Raw genomic sequence first — 16,974 nt, 5'->3', positions numbered from 1 at the left:
AAACATCCGGGATGGCGCGTCACCCGCCCTTACCTTGCTTCGGCGCGGCGGGGAACGGCGGCCTTGCGGCCCAGTTCGGAGACGTCGCGGGCGCTGGCCCGGGCGCGGATCAGCGGGCGGCCGCGCGGGTTGGGCGGCGGAGCCTGATTCATCACCGCCTCCAGCGCCGCGCGGATGGCGTCCAGACGCTTGTCGCCGGTGATCTTCCGGCCCTTGTCGGTGGTGACATAGAAGGAATCCGCCGCCCTCTCGCCGAAGGTGACCACGTGAGCCGAGCGGATCGACAGGCCAAGATCGGCCAGGGCGCGGGACAGCTGGGCCAGAAGGCGCGGCCGGTTGGCGCCGGACACCTCGATCACCGTGGCGGTCTCGGACGCCGCATTGTCGATCATGACGACAGGACGCACGTCGAAGGCGGCGCGGCGGGGGCTGGCGGGGGCCGAAGGGTCGGCCGGGGTGACGGCGCCGCCGCGTCCGACCCGCTCCAGCGCCGCCAGCAGACGGCGCAGGCGGCGCGGCTCGGCCTGACCGTAGGGCTCGCCCGCCCCGTCCTGAAGCTGGAAGATGTCCAGGGCCATGCCGTCAGCGGCTGTGGTGACCCGCGCCCCCACGATGTCGGCCCCCAGATCGGCCATGACCCCGGCGATCAGGGCGAACAGGCCGGGCCGGTCGGCCGCGGCGATGGCCACCTCGGCAGCCTGGTTGTCGGAGGGGCCCGCCATGGCGGCGGCGCCGTCGCGGCGGGCGCGCTCGATCAGGGCGTCATAGGCGGCCATGGGGCGGCTGAGGGGATCGTCCATCTCGGCCGCATCGCCCCGGAACTGCCGCTCGGTGTGCCGGTACAGGTCGCGCATCAACTGGCCCTTCCAGCCGTTCCAGACGCCGGGGCCGACGGCGCGGATGTCAGCCACGGTCAGCACCAGCAGCATGCGCAGGCGCTCCAGATCGCCGACGATCTCGGCGAAGGCGCGCACGGTGGCCGGATCGGACACATCGCGCTTCTGGGCGTAGTCGGACAGGGTCAGGTGCTGGCGCACCAGCCAGGCCACGAGCTCGGCCCGGCGCGGGTCCAGGCCGAGGCGCTCGCAGGCCCGGCGCGCGGCGATGGCGCCGTCCTCAAGCTGGCCCCGGTCGCCGCCCTTGCCCACGTCGTGCAGCAGCATGGCCAGCATCAGCACCTGCCGGTCGCGGATCAGGCCGATGATGTTGGACGACATGGGATGGTCGTCCTTCAGCTTGCCCCGCGCAATGTCGTTGATGATGCCGATGGCCTGCAGGGTGTGCTCGTCCACCGTATAGGCGTGGTACATGTTGAACTGGGTCTGGCCGACGATGCGGCCCCATTCCGGCAGGAACCGGCCCAGCAGCCCCGTCTCGTTCATCAGGGTCAGGACCCGGTACGGGCGGTCGCCGTCGGCCAGGATGTCCAGAAAGGCCGCCGACGCCGCCGGATCGCGGCGCAGCTTCGGCGTCACAAGATTCAGCGAGCGGGTGACGGCGGAGAAGGCGTCGGGATGCAGGTCCAGATCGTGGCGGTCGGCCAGCTGGAACAGGGTCAGCAGCCGCAGGGGCTCGGCCTCGAACACGTCGGGGGCGGTGATCGACAGGCGGCCGTGGTCCTCCACGAAGCCCGGCTCGCCCAGCTGGCGGCGGCGGCGGGGAATCAGGCGGGTCAGGCTGAGGGCGCGCTTCTGGCCGCGCTCCTCCAGCTTGGCGGAGAGGGCGCGGGTCAGGCCGCCTACGTCGCGGGCCACCAGGAAATAGCGGCGCATGAAGCGCTCCACCGCCGGTTCGTCCCCCCGCCCCTGCCAGCCCATGCGCCGGGCCACCTCGGGCTGGAGGTCGAAGGTCAGCTTCTCCTCGGCCCGCCCGGCGGCGCGGTGCAGGTGGTGGCGCACCCGCCAGAGGAAATCGAAGGACTCCTCGAAGGTGCGGCGCTCGCGGCCGGTGAGCAGCCCCTCCAGCGCCTCGGCGCCCAGCACGCTGTCGGGGGCCAGGCGCCGGGCGATCCAGAACAGGGCGTTGAGGTCGCGCAGACCGCCCTTGCCGTCCTTGATGTTGGGCTCGACCCGGTAACGCACCGCACCGGCGCGGGAGTGGCGCTGGTCCCGCTCCTTCAGCTTGGCGGTGATGAAGGCGCGGGGGTCGGTCCTGGTCATCTCGCGGCGGAACACCTTGAGGAAGGCGTCGGCCATGACCTCGTCACCGGCCAAGAAGCGGGCCTCCAGCAGAGAGGTCTGGATGACCATGTCGTCGCGAGCCAGGGTCAGGGCCTCGTTCATGGTGCGCGAGGCGACGCCCACCTTGGCCCCAAGATCCCACAGCACATAGAGCATGAAGCCGGTGATGCGCTCGATGCGCTCGCGGCCCGGGCCGGGCGCAGGAACAGCAGGTCCAAGTCTGAATAGGGGGCCAGCACGCCGCGCCCGTAGCCGCCGGTGGCCAGCAGGGCCAGCTTGCCGTCCTCGTCGACGCTGTCGGACGGGTGCAGGACCTGGGTGGTGAAGCGCCACAGGGCCTGAAGCATCTCGTCGGCGGCGCCGGAGAACAGGCGCGCCACCTCGACTCCGCCGAGGCCCGAGGCCAGTTTCGACGCCGCCTTCTCGCGGCCCGCGCTCCAGTGCTCGGACAGGGCGGCGGCCACCTCGGCGCGGACGTCCGACGCGGCCCTGAGGGCGGCGAGACGGTCGTCCAGGGCGGAGGGCTGGGTCACGGGCGGGCCAGACCCTTCAGGCGATACAGCGCCTCCAGCGCCTCGCGGGGGCTGAGCTCGTCGGGATTGATGGCGGCCAGGGCCTCGTCCGTGGGGGACGGACCGGAGACCGGCTCGGGCTCGTGCACGGCGAACAGGGGCAGGTCGTCCAGGCGGACGCTGGAGGCCTTGTCGGCCTCGAGCCGGTCCAGCACCTCTCGGGCGCGGCCCACCACCGACGGGGGCACCCCGGCCAGCTTGGCCACCTGCACGCCGTAGGAGCGGTCCGCCGCGCCGGGCGCCGCCTCGTGCAGGAAGACCAGCTCTCCGTTCCACTCGCGGGCCTTCATGGACAGGTTGCAGACGTGGTCCAGCCGCTCCTCCAGCCGGGCAAGCTCATGATAGTGGGTGGCGAACAGGGTGCGGGCGCGGTTGGTCTCGTGCAGGGCCTCGGCCACGGCCCAGGCGATGGCCAGACCGTCATAGGTGGCGGTGCCCCGGCCGATCTCGTCCAGCACCACGAAGCTGCGGTCGGTGGCCTGGGTCAGGATGGCGGCGGTCTCGACCATCTCCATCATGAAGGTGGAGCGGCCACGCGCCAGATCGTCGCCCGCGCCGACGCGGCTGAACAGCCGGTCCACCACGCCCAGCCGCATGGATTTCGCCGGCACGAAGGCGCCGGCCTGGGCCAGCACCACCAGCAGGGCGTTCTGGCGCAGGAAGGTGGACTTGCCCGCCATGTTGGGGCCGGTGACGATGGACAGGCGCGCGCAGTCCGCGCCGGAGCCGTCCAGGGCGCAGTTGTTGGGCGTATAGGGATCGCCCGCGCGGGTGACCGCCGCCTCGACCACCGGATGGCGGCCGCCGGAGACCTGAAAGATCAGCGACCCGTCCACATGGGGGCGCACGGCCCCCGCCTCTACGGCCCATTCGGCCAGCGCTGCGGCGGCGTCCAGTTCGGCGAGGGCGTCGGCCACGGCCTGAAGCGGGGCGGCCAGATCGGCGACCGTGCGGCGCCAGCCCTCGAAGATCTCGCCCTCCATGGCCAGGGCGCGGGCGCCGGCCTGGCTGATCTTCGCGTCCAGCTCGGACAGCTCCACGGTGGTGAAGCGGACCTGATTGGCCAGGGTCTGGCGGTGAATGAAGGGGCTGTCGGCCTGCGGGCGCAGCAGGGGCTCGGCGTTCTTCGCGCTGGTTTCGAGGAAATAGCCCAGCACGGCGTTGTGCTTGACCTTGAAGGCCACGCCGGACTCGGTCTGGGCGCGCTGCTCCAGGTCCACGATCACCTTGCGGCTGTCGTCGCGCAGGGTGCGCACGGCCTCGAGCTCGGGCCGCCAGCCGGGACGCACCAGCCCGCCGTCGCGGGCCAGATGGGGCGGTTCGTCCACCAGCCCCTCCTGCAGGTCGATCAGCAGGGCGCCGGTGTCGGGCGTGGGCGACAGGTCCGACAGCCGCGCCTCGATCTCGGCGGGCGGGCCGGTCAGGGGATCGGGGGATCGGGCGAACAGGGCGGAGACCGCCTCGGCGGTCTTCAGGCCCGAGCGGACGGCGGCCAGATCGCGGGGGCCGCCACGCCCCAGCGCCAGCCGGGTCACGGCCCGGGCCACGTCGGCCGAGCCGGACAGAACCTCGCGCAGATCCCGGCGCAGGTCCCGGCGTTCCAGCAGCCACTCCACGGCGTCCAGTCGATGATTGATGGCCGCCGGGTCGCGCAGGGGCCGGGTGATGCGCTCGGCCAGGGCCCGGCCGCCGGCGGAGGTGATGGTGCGGTCGACGCAGGCCAGCAGGCTGCCTTCGCGGGCGCCGGACTGGGCGCGGTCGATCTCGAGGCTGGCGCGGGTGGCCGGATCGATGGCCAGCCAGCCGGCCCGGGCCGCACGACGCGGCGCTTTCAGCACCGGCAGCGGCCCGCTTGGGTGGTCTCCAGATAGGCGGCGGCGAGGCCCAGGGCGGAGACCTCGGCCTCTTCAAAAGCGCCGAAACCGTCCAGGGTGGCGACGCCGTAGAGGCGCTGGACCCGATCGCGGGCCGCAGCCGGCTCGGCCAGCCCCTGCGCCAGGGCCTGGACCACCCCGCCCGAGCCGTCCAGCGCAGCCCGGATGTCGTCGTCGGAAAACAGCCGGTCGGGCACCAGCACCTCGGACGGGCGGAAGGCGGCCAGATTGGCGGCCAGATCGCCGGGCTCGCTGACGACGGTCTCCACCTGTCCGGTGGACAGCTCCACCACCGCCACGGCGGCCCTGCCGCGTCGGACCGACACCGCCGCCAGCCGGTTGGAGCCCCGGGCGTCCAGCAGGGAGTCCTCGGTCAGGGTGCCGGGCGTAATGACCCGCACCACATCGCGGCGAACCACCGCCTTGGAGCCACGCTTCCTGGCCTCGGCCGGGTCCTCCAGCTGTTCGCAGACCGCGACCTTGAAGCCCTGACGGATCAGGCGGGCGATGTAGCCCTCGGCGGCGTGGAACGGCACCCCCGCCATGGGGATGTCCTCGCCCTTGTGCAGGCCCCGTTTGGTCAGGGTGATGCCCAGCGCCGCCGCCGCCTTCTGCGCATCCTCGAAGAACAGCTCGTAGAAGTCGCCCATGCGGAAGAACAGCAGGGAGTCCGGGTGCCTCGCCTTGGCGTCCAGGAACTGGGCCATGACCGGGGTCACGCCCGGGTCGGGCGTGATCGGGCGGGCGTCGGTCGGCTGCTTGACGGGGGCGTTCATGAAGCGCGCAGGGTGAAGGATCGCGCGGTCGGCCTCAAGGCTCACGACGCCCTGGCCGCCACGGGATCGTGGACGAATGTCAGCCGGCCAGGGTCCGGGCCAGAATTTGGCGCATCTGGGCCACGGCTGCGGGCGACAGGCGACCCTGAACGCCGCGCCTGTCCTCGGGCAGGTGGGCGCCGGGCGGATCGTCCGCCGCGAACACGAAAGCCTCGAACATGGCCCGCCACGCCTCGCGCTGGGATGGGGGCAGATCGCGGACGGCCAGCATGGCGTGGATCAGGGCGCCCATGGGCGCGGTCGGCGCCTCGGCCTCGTTCCACCAGTAGTTCACCAGCACGCTGAAGCGGTCCAGCGACTGGACGTGGTGCCACCACATATAGGGGATGAACAGGGCGTCGCCCGGCTCCAGATCGGCCACCTCGGCGGCGGCCCAGGCCTCGGTGAAGCGGGGGTGGCGATCCAGATCCGGCTCCACAACCGACGCCATGCTGACCGGCGGTCCGGCCGGGGTGCGCTCGAAGGGGCCGATGTAGAGGTTTCGCGTCTGGTCGGGCGGAAACAGGATGAAGCGCCGACGGCCCGCCACGGCGCAGGCGATGTTGTCGTTCAGGTCGTGGTGGGTGTGCACCGTGGCGGCGTTGCCGATCCACAGGCGCGGAAACACGTCCTCGCCCAGCAGCGGCGACGGATTGGCGCGGGCGAATCCGGGCAGGGCCTGGGGCTCCGGGGTCGACTGCATGGCCACGGCGGGCGGGGCGGCCTCGTCCTGCAGGGTGAGCAGCCGGTCCAGAACCGAACCGACTGTTCCTTCCCGCTGCTCGAAATTCACGCCGGAGAGGTCCTCGTTGTAGAAGAAGCGGCCCTGGATCGAGGGCGCGCCCTCGGTGAAGCGGACCGGGGCGCCGTTGTCGAAGCCGCGAATGTGATCCGCCAGCGCTTCGGACGATTTCAGCCCCGCCTGGACCGCCGGCCAGTGGGCGACCAGGCCGCGCAGAACCGCGGGGCGCGCCGCCGGCAGGATGTGTTCCCGGAACATCGCCGCATCGACGTTGCTGTGCTCGGCGATGCGGCGCTCGGGAACGGGCGTGGACATGGCCTGAACCCTAGACCCTGATGCGTCTTGCGCAAGCCGGGAGCGCCTGCCACAAGCGCCGCAGGCGGTTAAGGGAACGCGGTCAGACACCGCGGCTGTGCCCGCAACTGTAGGCGGTTAGGCCGTCGTCCGCTCCCTGTCTTCGGGCAGGGCGCCACTGGAGCGATCCGGGAAGGCGAGGACGACGGGTCGACTTTTCAGGTCGGCCTTTGCCTGTGACCCGCAAGCCAGGAGACCTGGCCGCCGACGTCGCTCGTCCGCTGTCCGGGACCAGACAGAGGCGCGGGGACTGATCCGTCGAAGCGACCCGATCCGGCGCCGTCCTGTCTCTCGACAGGCGGATTGGTCGCTTTTGAACGTCGCCGCGCGCGCCGCGCGGGGGCTTTTGACGGAGCATCGCCCCATGAGGCGTTCCCTTATCCTGTATTCGGCCGCATCCGCGGCCCTGTTCGCCCTGCCCGCTTTCGCCGACGACGCCAGCGACGTGGACGCGGTCATCATCACGGCCACCCGCATCCCGGCCATCGTGGCCGAGACCCCCGGCGCCCGCGTCATCGACGAAGACACGATCGAACAGCGCGGCGCGGTCTTCGCCGCCGACATCCTGGCCGACGTGCCCGGGCTCAGCATCGCCCGGGGCGGGCCCTTCGGCCTGACCCAGCTGCGCATGCGCGGGGTTTCGCCGGGCAAGACCCTGGTTCTGGTGGACGGCGTGCCCGTCAACGATCCGGCCGAGATCAACGGCGCCTTCGATTTCGCCGGTTTCGATCTGGGCGACATCCAGCGCATCGAGGTGCTTGCGGGGCCGCAGTCGTCCCTGTGGGGATCGGACGCCATCGGCGGGGTGATCGCCTTCACCTCCCGCGAACTGGACGGCCTGCGCGCCGAAGCCGAGGCGGGATCGTTCGACACTGTGCGCGGCCGCCTGTCGGCGGGCGTGGCCAATGAACGCTACGCCGTCGGGGCCTACGCTTCCTATTTCGACACGGACGGCATCTCGGCCGCCGACGAGGCGGACGGCAATGACGAGGCCGACGGCTTCACCAGCACCACCCTGGGGGCCAACGGCCGCTACGCCTTCAGCCCGACCGTGACCGTCGACGCCAGGCTGCGCTGGTCCGAGAGCGACACCGACCTGGACGGTTTCCCGGCGCCGACCTACGCCCTGGCCGACACCGACGACACCACCTCCAGCGAGCAGTGGTCCGGCTTCGCGCGCCTGACCGCCCGGGCCCTGGGTCTGGATCATCAGGTCAGTGTCTCGGCCTCGGACATCTCGCGCGCGACCGTCAGCGCCTTTCCCTCGGTGTTCGACGCCGATCGGCAGGTCCTGCGCTGGCAGGCCTCGGGCGTCTCGGCCGACAGCCGGATCGACTACGCCTTCGGCGCGGAGCACGAGGACGTCTCGGGCGCCCTGTCCAGCGGGCTGAGCGAAGAACTGTCAACCACCTCGGCCTTCGCCACGGGACGGTTTCAGCTGTCGGGTCGCCTCACCCTGAGCGGGGGTCTGCGCCGGGATGACACCGAGGACTTCGGCGACGCCACCACCGGGCGGCTGTCGGCAGCCTATGAACTCGGCGGCGGCGTCATCCTGTCGGGGGCTGTGGGCACGGGCTTCAAGACCCCGACCATCAGCCAGGCCGTGTGCGACTTCTGCTTCTCGAGCGAGCCCTTTCCGGTCCTGCGTCCGGAGCACGCTGACAGTCGCGAGGCGGCGCTCGGCTGGGTGTCGGGCGACGGGCGGTTCCAGGGCCGGGCGACGGTCTATCGCCTCGAGGTGCAGGACCAGATCACCTATGTCACGGACCCCGGGTTCAACAGCTATTACGTCAACATCGCCGAGACCCGCACCGACGGGGTTGAAGTGGAAGGCCGCGCGGCGCTGCCGGCCGGGTTCGACCTCAGCCTCGCCTATGCCTGGACCGACGCGGTGGACGCGACCGACGGATCCCGGCTGCTGCGGGTTCCGGAGCATTCCGGGTCGGTGACGCTGGGCTGGACCGGCAACCGCCTGTCCGGCGCCCTGATCGTGCGCGGCGAAGGCGACATGGGGGATGCCGGGGGCGAGCGCGACGGCTTCGTCACGGCCAATGTGAACGCGGCCTGGGCGCTGAACGAGCATGTCAGCCTGACGGCGCGGATCGAGAACCTGGCCGACGAGCATTACCAGCGGCTGCTGGGTTACGGCGAGCCGGGCCGCAGCGGCTACGTGGGGATCAGGCTGCGCTACTGACCGCCAGGGGCCCGGCGGCGCTGAGCGTCGCCGGGTCGTCCAGGGCCAGGGCGGACCAGTCCAGATCCGGCGCGGGGGCGTGGGCGGCGGCCAGAACGGCGCGCAGCTCGGCCGCTGAGGCCACGCCGACGGACACCGTATCGACCCCGGGCAGCATCAGGCCGTAGGCCAGGGCGGCCTGCATGGGGTGACCCGGCTCTCGGCCAGGCTGCGGCGGGCCCGGGACACGCCCGAACCGGCGCGCACCAGATGGGCGGGCAGATCTTCGCGGGGCGCGAACAGCACCCCGCCGGCGAAGATGGAGCGCAGCTGAACCGAAACCTCATGGGCGGCCAGACCCTCGATGAGGCCGGAGACCTCCGCACGCTGGTCCAGCAGATTGCATGGCAGCTCCACGATGTCGGGGCGGAAACGACGCGCCAGCAACTCAGGGCCGTCCTCGACCCGGGCGCACACGCCGATGCGGCGGAACAGGCCCATGTCCCTCAGGCGCTCCAGCCGGTCCCAGAGAGCGCGGCCTTCCGCGCCCGCCAGATCCGAGGCGGACGACACCATGACAGCCTCGCCGCGGGGCAGGCCCATGCGTTCGAGAGAACGGCGGGCGCGGGCCTCGACCCGGTCCAGCCCCTCGGCCGCCGAGACGGTGCTGACGGTCACCCGGAATGGACTGGGGAAGGGCCAGCATTGGCCCAGCAGGCGCTCGGTGTCGCTGACCGGGCGGGTGGCCACCAGACCGACGCCGCCGTCGGCGGCGGTGCGCAGGAGGGCGCGCACCTGCTCCTCGCGCGAGGCAGGGCCCGGCCCATGGGCGGGCGCCCCCAGCACATTGAGGGCGAGCCTGGACGCCGGTCCGGCGCCGGTCCGTGTTCTAGCCTGAAACGTCACGGGACGGACCATGCGCCCACAAAGCTTAAGGAGCGCTGATCGGAAGTTTTACAAACCCTTACCTGACAGGGTTTACGAGGGGTCGGCGTCCGGCTGGCGATCCGGATGGGCGGCCTCAAAGGCGGGGTGCGCCGCCGCCTTTTCCGCGATGGCCAGGATGCGGGGAAAGGCGTCCAGCGGCGTGCTGAACCGCCGCGCCGAATAGACCTGCGGGATCAGGCAACAGTCCGCCAGGGTGGGCGCGTCGCCAAAACACCAGCCCTCGCCGTGCCGGGCGATCAGGGCCTCCAGGGCCTCGAACCCAGCGATGATCCAGCGCCCGGCCCAGGCGTCCACGGCGTCCTGATCGGCGCCGAAGGTTTCGCGCAGCGCCTTGAGCACCCGCAGATTGTTCAGCGGATGGATGTCGCAGGCCACCAGCGCCGCCATGGCCCGCACCTGAGAGCGCGCGACCGCATCTGTCGGCAGAAGCGGCGGTTCGGGATGCGCCTCCTCCAGCCACTCGAGGATGGCGGGGCTCTGGGTCAGGACCGCGCCGTCCGTCTCCAGCGCCGGGACAAGGCCCTGGGGATTCATGGAAAGGTAGGCTTCGCTCTTCTGGGCCCCGGTCCGGAGATCGACGCCCGCCTGCTCATAGGACAGGCCCTTCAGGTTCAGGGCGATGCGGGTGCGGTAGGAGGTGCCCGAGCGCCAGTAGCCGTGCAGGATCATGATCGGCCTCTTCAGGTCAGGGTGAAGGCCAGCGGCGCCAGCCCCTCGATCGTCGCCTCGACCCGGTCGCCGCGCACGACGGGGCCGACGCCCTCGGGCGTGCCGGTGAAGATCAGGTCGCCGGGCATGAGCCGCCACAGGCGCGAGGCCTCGGCCACCACCTCTGCGGGGCTCCAGATCATCTGGTCGAGGCGAGAGGACTGGCGGGGCCGGCCGTTCACGGTCAGGGCGACGGCTCCGGCCGGGCTCGGCAGGGCGCCCAGGGTCAGGGGGCCGCACGGGGCGGAATGGTCGAATCCCTTGGACGCGTCCCAGGGCCGACCCCGGGACTTGGCCTCGGCCTGGATGTCGCGACGGGTCAGGTCGACGCCGACTGCCCAGCCGATGATCAGGTCCGCCGCCGCGCCGGGCGCGAGATCCGCGCCCTCGCCGCCGATGGCGCAGACCAGCTCCACCTCATGGTGAAGGTTGTCCGTGGCGGAGGGGAACGGCACGTCCGCCCCGGTGATCAGGGCGTCGCGGGGCTTGGAGAAGAAGAACGGCGCCTCGCGCGCGGGGTCGGCGCCCATCTCGCGGGCGTGGGCGGCGTAGTTCTGGCCCACGCACAGGATGCGGCGGACGGGAAAGCGCGCATCACGGCCGAGGATGGGCAGGGCGACGGAGGCGGGTGGATCGAACAGCCAGGTCATGCCTGCGTCCTTACGTCGCCCGGCGTTGTGGCGGAACCCCTCATCCCCTCTGGCGTTGCGATGACGGGGTACCTATTCTCATTTTACCGCCAAGCTAGCCGGAGAGCGCATCATGGCCACCACAAAGGCCCGGGAAGACATCAAGAACGACCTGAAGACCCTCAAGGACGACCTCAAGGTCGGCGCGCGCGAGGAAAGCGCCCGTCTGCGTGAGATCGCCGCCGAGACCGAAGCCCGCGTGCGGGCCAAGTCTGACGAGGTGCGCGAACGCGCCCGCGACTACTACGACCAGGCCCGCGTTCGCGGCCGGGAATATTATGACGACGCCGCCGAGCGGCTGGACGAGGCGCAGCGCGCCCTGGTCGAGCGCGTTCAGGAGCGTCCCGTGCAGTCCACCGCCATCGCCCTCGGCGTGGGCGTGGTGCTCGGTCTTCTGCTGGCCGGCCGGCGCCGCTGATGCCTGGCAAGGGGTTGGTCGACAAAGTGGTGGCGGCGGCGATCGCCGTCGCCTGCGTCTTCGTGGCCATCGTGGCCCTGGGGGCGACGCTCTTCTATCTGCTGCTGATGGTGGTTCCCGCCGCTGCGGCCGCCGCAATCACGGCGGCGGTCGCCGCCGTTGGGGCGCTGATCATCGCCGTGACCTTCCTGAACAAGGCGAAGGGCGACGATGAGGAGGAGGAGGAACCGGCGGGTCTGGGGCAGCGGGCCTTCGTCCTGTTCCGCAACAGGCCCGTGCTGGCCACCGTGGCCGCGCTGGCCGGCGGATGGATCTTCCTGAGAAATCCGGCGCTGGCCTCCATGGTCGCGGCGGTCTTTACCGAGAGCAGTCGCGGACGGCGTCGCTGATTGGAACAGTGACGCTGGCGAAGCGTTGAGAGCTCAGGTCCGGCGCGAGGTCGCGACCTTTGAATTGAAAACCGCTTCGGAGGCGCCACCCATGATTCGTTGGGCCATAATTTTCTTGGTGATCGCCCTGATCGCCGCAGTGCTGGGCTTTGGCGGCATCGCGAACTTCTCGTTCGAGATCGCCAAATTCATCGCCGTCATCGCCATCATCCTCTTCGTCATCGCCCTGGTTGCGGGCGGGCTGCGAGGACGAGGGCCGAGAGTCTAGACGACCGCCAATCGTCACAAGGAAGGCCGCGGGATCGCTCCCGCGGCCTTTTATTTTGCCCCGCCGCGACGGGGGAGAGTCCAGGCGCGGCTGTCGACGAAGGCGCCCTTCTCCCACGCCATGGCGGTGACGGTGACCACGTCTTCATTCCAGTCGATGCGGTTGAAACTGGGGGGCGCGCCGCGCTCGCGGTGTGACAAAGTCCCGCATCCCACGGCGTAGGAGAATTGATCGCCCGCCTGCAGCGGCAGGGCGAAGGGCTGGTGAGTGTGGCCGGTTGTGATGAGGTCGACGCCCGCCTCGGCGAAGATGTGCGCCGCGTCCTCGCCCCTGATGACGTCGCCGGTCATGGGGGTGCCGATCATCTCCACCAGCGGATGGTGACAGGCCAGGATGCGCAGGGCGCTCCGGGGCGCATCGCGCAGGGCCTGGGCCGCGCGCCGGGTCTGGTCCAGGTCGATGACGCCCTTGGACCAGTTCAGCCGCGCCTGCCAGCCGCGCGCGGTGGTGACGCCGCGGACCATCAAGCCGTCGCTGCGGAACTCGTGGTCGTGGGCCGGGTGGCCCGTGGCGCGCTCGAACCGCCGCCAGGGCCAGAACAGCCGGTCCAGCACGTTCCAGTAGGGCACGTCGTGATTGCCGACCGTGACGAAGACCGGGTCCGGCATGGCCTTGATCCAGCGCGCGGCGGCGTCGAACTCGACCCTGTAGCCGTTCTGGGTGATGTCGCCGGTGATCAGGACCAGGTCGTTCGGGGTGGCGTGGGCGTAGTCCACCGCAGCGGCGGCGGCGTCCGCGTGCTCACGGCCGAAATGAACGTCGGAGAACTGGAGGACTCGGCCCATCAGGCGCTGGTTGCCGTGCATCGCGCCATCAAACCGTGTCCTCGGCGGCGGGCGGGCGCGGGGCCAGGGCGCGGAAGGCCTTGGGCAGGAACTTCACCGTGCTGTCGGCCGGCAGCAGGATAGGCTCGCCGTCCAGGACCGCCGGGACCCGGGAGCGCGCCGAGACGCGAATCCGGCGGGCCGGCTTGGTCTTGACCGCCGGATCGTGGCGCCAGTCGTCGAACAGGGCGTGGGCCGCCAGGCGAAAGGCATCGGATGCGTCGTGGGGATTCATGGCCGCGGCCTCCAGACCCACAGGCTCCTCAAGGGCGCGCGAGATCATCGGGCTGATCAGCACCAGGCCTCGGCCCGCTGGTGCGGACCACCGTCCAGGTCGAAGCGGATGCGGCCCGAGAACGCCCGACGCCAGGCGCGGCGCGCATGGGTCATGGCCAGTTTCAACTCGCCGCCGCGCAGCGCCTCGCGGGCTGGCGCCCACAGGGCCGGCGCGCCCAGGATGGCGGCGCAGTAGAAGGCGTTGCCGTCCACCTCGCCCCCGGACACATACTGCGGCTCGCCGTCCTCGAGGATGACGCTGAGCGCCTTCTTCCAGTCCGTCGTGCCGTAGAGCGCCTTGGGCAGCATGTTCATGGTCCCCCCCGGCAATGGCGCCACCAGAGGCCCGTCCGGGCCGGCGCGCGACGCCACGGCCCGGGCCGTGCCGTCGCCGGCCAGCACCACCACGAGATCCGCGTCGCCGGACAGGACCTTGTCGATGGTCCGGGCCATGTCCTCGCCTTCCAGCAGCACCACCTCGGATTCACAGGCGAAGCCCGCCATCAGATCCTGGGCTTCCGCCGCCGCATTGGCGCCGACACCGCCGGACATGGGGTTGACCAGAACCACCACGCGCTTGATCGGCGCGTGGCAGGTCATGGGGCGGCGCTCGGTCGCCCCACTGTCTTCCGGCAACTGCTTTTCGGGCGGCGCGCCCAAAGTGTCTGTCATCCGGGCCGAACGCCGACGCGCGCCCGCGTTCCAGCTTCAACTCCGGCGCATGGCCGGACAGACGCGCCGACCAACCAGACTTAGTCGGACTGAAGCGCCTGGGCGGCCTCTTCAGCGCCCTCGCCGAGCGCGGCGCCGGCGCGGCCCGCGGCGTCGGCGGTTTCCGCAAGGGCCTCATCGGTCGCCTCATCGGCCTGGCCGGTGATGTCCTTGATCTGCTCCCAACCGGCCGTGATCCAACCGTCGATCATGGCTCCACCCTCGGCTACGGACCGCTCCTTGATGCCCAGGACCGCCGTCAGGGCGCCGAACAACGCCAGCAGGGTGATGATGAAGCCCACCACCGGCGGACCGCCGCGACGACGCTTGCTGCGCGCCCAGACAGGGCCACCATCGTCGTCAGCCATACGGACAGGTTCGGAAAAACGCATGAAAAGCCCCCTATTCAACACGCCGCGTCGCCGCGCCGCAGAACACCTCGGACCGCCTGAGACGATCCTGATGAAATGTTTAACGCAACCTTAACCACAATCATAGTCAGGGAACCGGAGCGGTAATCCAGCGTTCTCGCCTCGGGGGCGACTTACTCGGACCGAAGGGACATCCAATGAAAAAGATCATGATCGCGATTGCAGGAGCCGGCTTGCTGGCCAGCGCCTGCGCCAGCGACCCGTACGGCAACACCAATCAGACCGTTCGCCAGGGCGCCATCGGCGCTGCTATCGGCGCGGCTGCAGGACAGATCATCGGCGGCAACACCGAAGCCACCGTGGCCGGTGCGGCCATCGGGGCGCCGTCGGCGCGATCCGGGGCTCGTCCCAGGACCGCAACAATCAGCAGCGCTATCGCGCCGCCAACGGCCAGTACTACTACTGCTACGACAACCGGCAGACCGAGTGCTATTGGGAAGATGGCACGCGCGTCCGCTGGTAGGCTGTTTCAGACCTTCGGGTGAAACGGGTGAAAGGGCGGTCCCGACGCGGGCCGCCCTTTTTCATGGGGAAGATTTGGGAGGGGACAGATGATGCGTTTCAGGATTGCGGCGGCGGCGGTGGCGGCTCTCGTGGTTTCGGGCTGCGGCGCGAACGGGCTTTGGGACCGGTCAGAGCTGATTGCGGACACGGCGGGCTGCACCGAGCAGCGGCTGGACATCTATTTCGAGGAAGGCGAGGCGCGCATCGCGCGGCCGGCGCAGGAGCTGATCGCCCTGACCGGCGAGCGGCTGCAGGGCTGCCGGGTCGAGGGCGTGGACGTGATCGGCCTGGCCAGCTCGACGGGCGACTCCGCCAGCAACCAGACCCTGTCCGAGCGGCGGGCGCGGGCGGTGGCGGACGCCCTGATCGAGGCCGGATGGCCCAGCCCCACCTTCACCCTGTCGGCGGGCGGCGATGCGGGGGCGACCACCGACGGCGGCCTGTCCGAGCCCCTGCGGCGGCGCACCGAGATCGTCATCCACGCCCGGCCCCGATAGGCAAAGCTCCATAGAAAAAAGGCCCGCCCTGTGGAGGGGCGGGCCTTTTGCAAAATCGATCACATGGATCAGTAGCGGTAGTGGTCCGGCTTGAACGGGCCCTCGGTCGGCACGCCGATGTAGTCGGACTGCTCCTTGCTCAGGACGGTCAGCCTGGCGCCCAGCTTGTCCAGGTGCAGGGCCGCGACCTTCTCGTCCAGGTGCTTGGGCAGGACGTAGACCTGGTTCTCGTAGGCCGACAGATTGGTGTGCAGCTCGATCTGGGCCAGGGTCTGGTTGGTGAAGGACGCCGACATGACGAAGGACGGGTGGCCCGTGGCGTTGCCCAGGTTCACCAGACGCCCCTTGGACAGCAGGATGATCTTGTTGCCGTTCGGGAACTCGATGTGGTCCACCTGCGGCTTGATCTCGTCCCACTTCATGTTCTTCAGGCCCGCGACCTGAATCTCGGAATCGAAGTGGCCGATGTTGCAGACAATGGCGTTCATCTTCATCCGGCGCATGTGATCGACGGTGATCACGTCCTTGTTGCCGGTGGCGGTGACGAAGATGTCGGCCTTGTCGCACACGTCGTCCAGGGTCTGGACGTCATAGCCTTCCATGGCCGCCTGCAGGGCGCAGATGGGGTCGATCTCGGTGACGATGACCCGGGCGCCGCCCTGGCGCAGCGAGGCGGCCGAGCCCTTGCCCACGTCGCCGTAGCCGCAGACCACGGCCACCTTGCCCGACAGCATCACGTCGGTGCCGCGGCGGATGGCGTCCACCAGCGACTCGCGACAGCCGTACAGGTTGTCGAACTTGGACTTGGTGACGCTGTCGTTGACGTTGATGGCCGGGTACGGAAGCTCGCCCTTCTTGGCCAGCTCGTACAGGCGGTGCACGCCGGTGGTGGTTTCCTCGGACACGCCCTTGATGGCGTCGCGAATGGCCGAATAGAAGCCGGGCTTCTCCTTCAGGTACCGCTTCATGACGCCGAACAGGGCTTCCTCTTCCTCGTTCTGGGGATTGTCCAGAACCGAGGCGTCCTTCTCGGCCTTGGGGCCCAGCACGGTCAGCAGGGTGGCGTCGCCGCCGTCGTCCAGGATCAGGTTGGGATAGCCGCCGTCGGACCATTCGAAGATCTTGTGGGCGTAGTCCCAGTACTCTTCCAGGGTCTCGCCCTTGGTGGCGAACACCGGGGTGCCGGACGCGGCGATGGCGGCGGCGGCGTGGTCCTGGGTCGAATAGATGTTGCACGAGGCCCAGCGCACGTCGGCGCCCAGGGCTTCCAGCGTCTGGATCAGCACGGCGGTCTGGATCGTCATGTGCAGCGAGCCGGCGATGCGCGCGCCCTTGAGGGGCTGGGCCTTGCCGTATTCCTCACGCAGGGCCATCAGGCCCGGCATTTCGGTTTCGGCGATCTCGATCTCCTTGTTGCCCCAGTCGGCGAGGGAGATATCGCGGACGATGTAGTCGACCATGTTCGTTCCTGACGTGTCTTGAAGGTTTGAGCGCGCTATAGCGGTCCAGGGCGCGCGGGGCAACAAACATATAAGGATGTC

18 protein-coding genes, 1 pseudogene and 1 riboswitch are annotated in these 16,974 nt (G+C 70.2%); of the genes and pseudogenes, 6 read left to right on the top strand and 13 right to left on the bottom strand.

All coding sequences use genetic code 11. The annotated features are described in order from the left end of the window. Positions 1 to 29: 29 nt before the first annotated feature. The 4 genes and pseudogenes from glnD to MBEBAB_RS03080 form a co-directional block, all read right to left on the bottom strand. The gene (gene glnD, locus MBEBAB_RS03090; RefSeq protein ID WP_242397043.1) at positions 30 to 2,336 is read right to left on the bottom strand and encodes a [protein-PII] uridylyltransferase; all 2,307 of its coding nucleotides are present in this window, start codon (positions 2,334 to 2,336) and stop codon (positions 30 to 32) included. Beyond that, positions 2,279 to 2,713, bottom strand: a complete 435-nt coding sequence (locus MBEBAB_RS17130; protein WP_242397042.1) for a hypothetical protein — start codon at positions 2,711 to 2,713, stop codon at positions 2,279 to 2,281. Before MBEBAB_RS17130 ends, glnD begins: the two co-directional genes overlap by 58 nt. Continuing rightward, a pseudogene (mutS, locus tag MBEBAB_RS03085) lies at positions 2,710 to 5,402 on the bottom strand (DNA mismatch repair protein MutS). The gene MBEBAB_RS17130 and the pseudogene mutS overlap by 4 nt, the downstream one beginning before the upstream one ends. 79 nt (positions 5,403 to 5,481) lie before the next feature. After that, positions 5,482 to 6,498: a cupin-like domain-containing protein gene (locus MBEBAB_RS03080; RefSeq protein ID WP_021696469.1), complete on the bottom strand. Its 1,017-nt coding sequence runs from the start codon at positions 6,496 to 6,498 to the stop codon at positions 5,482 to 5,484. Between the two features lie 49 nt (positions 6,499 to 6,547). Beyond that, positions 6,548 to 6,756: riboswitch (cobalamin riboswitch) on the top strand. Between the two features lie 145 nt (positions 6,757 to 6,901). On the opposite strand from MBEBAB_RS03080, the gene MBEBAB_RS03075 reads away from it, so the two are divergent. Next, positions 6,902 to 8,731: a TonB-dependent receptor plug domain-containing protein gene (locus tag MBEBAB_RS03075; protein ID WP_021696468.1), complete on the top strand. Its 1,830-nt coding sequence runs from the start codon at positions 6,902 to 6,904 to the stop codon at positions 8,729 to 8,731. On the opposite strand, the gene MBEBAB_RS17125 is transcribed toward MBEBAB_RS03075, so the two are convergent. The 4 genes from MBEBAB_RS17125 to MBEBAB_RS03060 form a co-directional block, all read right to left on the bottom strand. Next, a complete protein-coding gene (locus tag MBEBAB_RS17125; protein ID WP_242397041.1) occupies positions 8,715 to 8,915 on the bottom strand; it encodes a hypothetical protein in 201 nt (66 codons plus the stop codon). The two genes, MBEBAB_RS03075 and MBEBAB_RS17125, sit on opposite strands and share 17 nt — an antisense overlap. After that, a complete protein-coding gene (locus MBEBAB_RS03070) occupies positions 8,888 to 9,616 on the bottom strand; it encodes an aldo-keto reductase family protein (RefSeq protein WP_242397040.1) in 729 nt (242 codons plus the stop codon). The genes MBEBAB_RS17125 and MBEBAB_RS03070 overlap by 28 nt, the downstream gene beginning before the upstream one ends. Positions 9,617 to 9,688: 72 nt before the next feature. Continuing rightward, positions 9,689 to 10,327 carry a maleylacetoacetate isomerase gene (gene maiA / locus MBEBAB_RS03065; RefSeq protein WP_021696466.1) on the bottom strand — a complete coding sequence of 213 codons (639 nt, stop codon included), beginning with the start codon at positions 10,325 to 10,327 and terminating at the stop codon, positions 9,689 to 9,691. Positions 10,328 to 10,338: 11 nt separating this feature from the next. Continuing rightward, entirely contained in the window at positions 10,339 to 11,016 is a 678-nt protein-coding gene (locus MBEBAB_RS03060) for a fumarylacetoacetate hydrolase family protein (protein ID WP_021696465.1), read from the bottom strand. A 112-nt stretch (positions 11,017 to 11,128) separates the two neighbouring features. Here MBEBAB_RS03060 and MBEBAB_RS03055 point away from each other — a divergent pair, with 112 nt between their 5' ends. The 3 genes from MBEBAB_RS03055 to MBEBAB_RS15515 all read left to right on the top strand — a co-directional run bounded on the left by MBEBAB_RS03055 (position 11,129) and on the right by MBEBAB_RS15515 (position 12,130). Then, positions 11,129 to 11,473 (top strand): glycine zipper domain-containing protein, encoded by a 345-nt coding sequence (locus MBEBAB_RS03055; protein WP_021696464.1) that lies wholly within the window; start codon positions 11,129 to 11,131, stop codon positions 11,471 to 11,473. Positions 11,474 to 11,487: 14 nt separating this feature from the next. Next, positions 11,488 to 11,862, top strand: a complete 375-nt coding sequence (locus MBEBAB_RS03050) for a hypothetical protein (RefSeq protein ID WP_231379081.1) — start codon at positions 11,488 to 11,490, stop codon at positions 11,860 to 11,862. Positions 11,863 to 11,953: 91 nt separating this feature from the next. Then, the gene (locus MBEBAB_RS15515) at positions 11,954 to 12,130 is read left to right on the top strand and encodes a DUF1328 domain-containing protein (protein WP_045318738.1); all 177 of its coding nucleotides are present in this window, start codon (positions 11,954 to 11,956) and stop codon (positions 12,128 to 12,130) included. A 50-nt stretch (positions 12,131 to 12,180) separates the two neighbouring features. On the opposite strand, the gene MBEBAB_RS03040 is transcribed toward MBEBAB_RS15515, so the two are convergent. From MBEBAB_RS03040 to MBEBAB_RS03030, 4 genes are all read right to left on the bottom strand, one after another. Further along, a complete protein-coding gene (locus MBEBAB_RS03040; protein ID WP_045318752.1) occupies positions 12,181 to 12,975 on the bottom strand; it encodes a metallophosphoesterase family protein in 795 nt (264 codons plus the stop codon). 28 nt (positions 12,976 to 13,003) lie between these two features. Further along, entirely contained in the window at positions 13,004 to 13,312 is a 309-nt protein-coding gene (locus MBEBAB_RS17120) for a diacylglycerol kinase family protein (RefSeq protein WP_242397039.1), read from the bottom strand. Then, positions 13,306 to 13,962, bottom strand: a complete 657-nt coding sequence (locus tag MBEBAB_RS03035; RefSeq protein WP_242397038.1) for a diacylglycerol/lipid kinase family protein — start codon at positions 13,960 to 13,962, stop codon at positions 13,306 to 13,308. The genes MBEBAB_RS17120 and MBEBAB_RS03035 overlap by 7 nt, the downstream gene beginning before the upstream one ends. Positions 13,963 to 14,042: 80 nt before the next feature. After that, on the bottom strand, positions 14,043 to 14,369 hold the full coding sequence (locus tag MBEBAB_RS03030; protein WP_231379080.1) for a hypothetical protein: 327 nt from the start codon (positions 14,367 to 14,369) through the stop codon (positions 14,043 to 14,045). Between the two features lie 200 nt (positions 14,370 to 14,569). Between MBEBAB_RS03030 and MBEBAB_RS15510 the strand changes: the two genes are divergently transcribed. Both MBEBAB_RS15510 and MBEBAB_RS03025 read left to right on the top strand, forming a co-directional pair. After that, positions 14,570 to 14,917 carry a YMGG-like glycine zipper-containing protein gene (locus MBEBAB_RS15510; RefSeq protein ID WP_242397037.1) on the top strand — a complete coding sequence of 116 codons (348 nt, stop codon included), beginning with the start codon at positions 14,570 to 14,572 and terminating at the stop codon, positions 14,915 to 14,917. A gap of 66 nt (positions 14,918 to 14,983) precedes the next feature. Then, positions 14,984 to 15,433 (top strand): OmpA family protein, encoded by a 450-nt coding sequence (locus MBEBAB_RS03025; protein WP_021696458.1) that lies wholly within the window; start codon positions 14,984 to 14,986, stop codon positions 15,431 to 15,433. A 68-nt stretch (positions 15,434 to 15,501) separates the two neighbouring features. On the opposite strand, the gene ahcY is transcribed toward MBEBAB_RS03025, so the two are convergent. Next, on the bottom strand, positions 15,502 to 16,893 hold the full coding sequence (ahcY, locus tag MBEBAB_RS03020; RefSeq protein ID WP_021696457.1) for an adenosylhomocysteinase: 1,392 nt from the start codon (positions 16,891 to 16,893) through the stop codon (positions 15,502 to 15,504). Positions 16,894 to 16,974 lie beyond the last annotated feature (81 nt).

This window comes from Brevundimonas abyssalis TAR-001, assembly GCF_000466985.1.
GTDB lineage: Bacteria > Pseudomonadota > Alphaproteobacteria > Caulobacterales > Caulobacteraceae > Brevundimonas > Brevundimonas abyssalis.
This window is presented reverse-complemented; position numbering and strand designations above follow the sequence as displayed.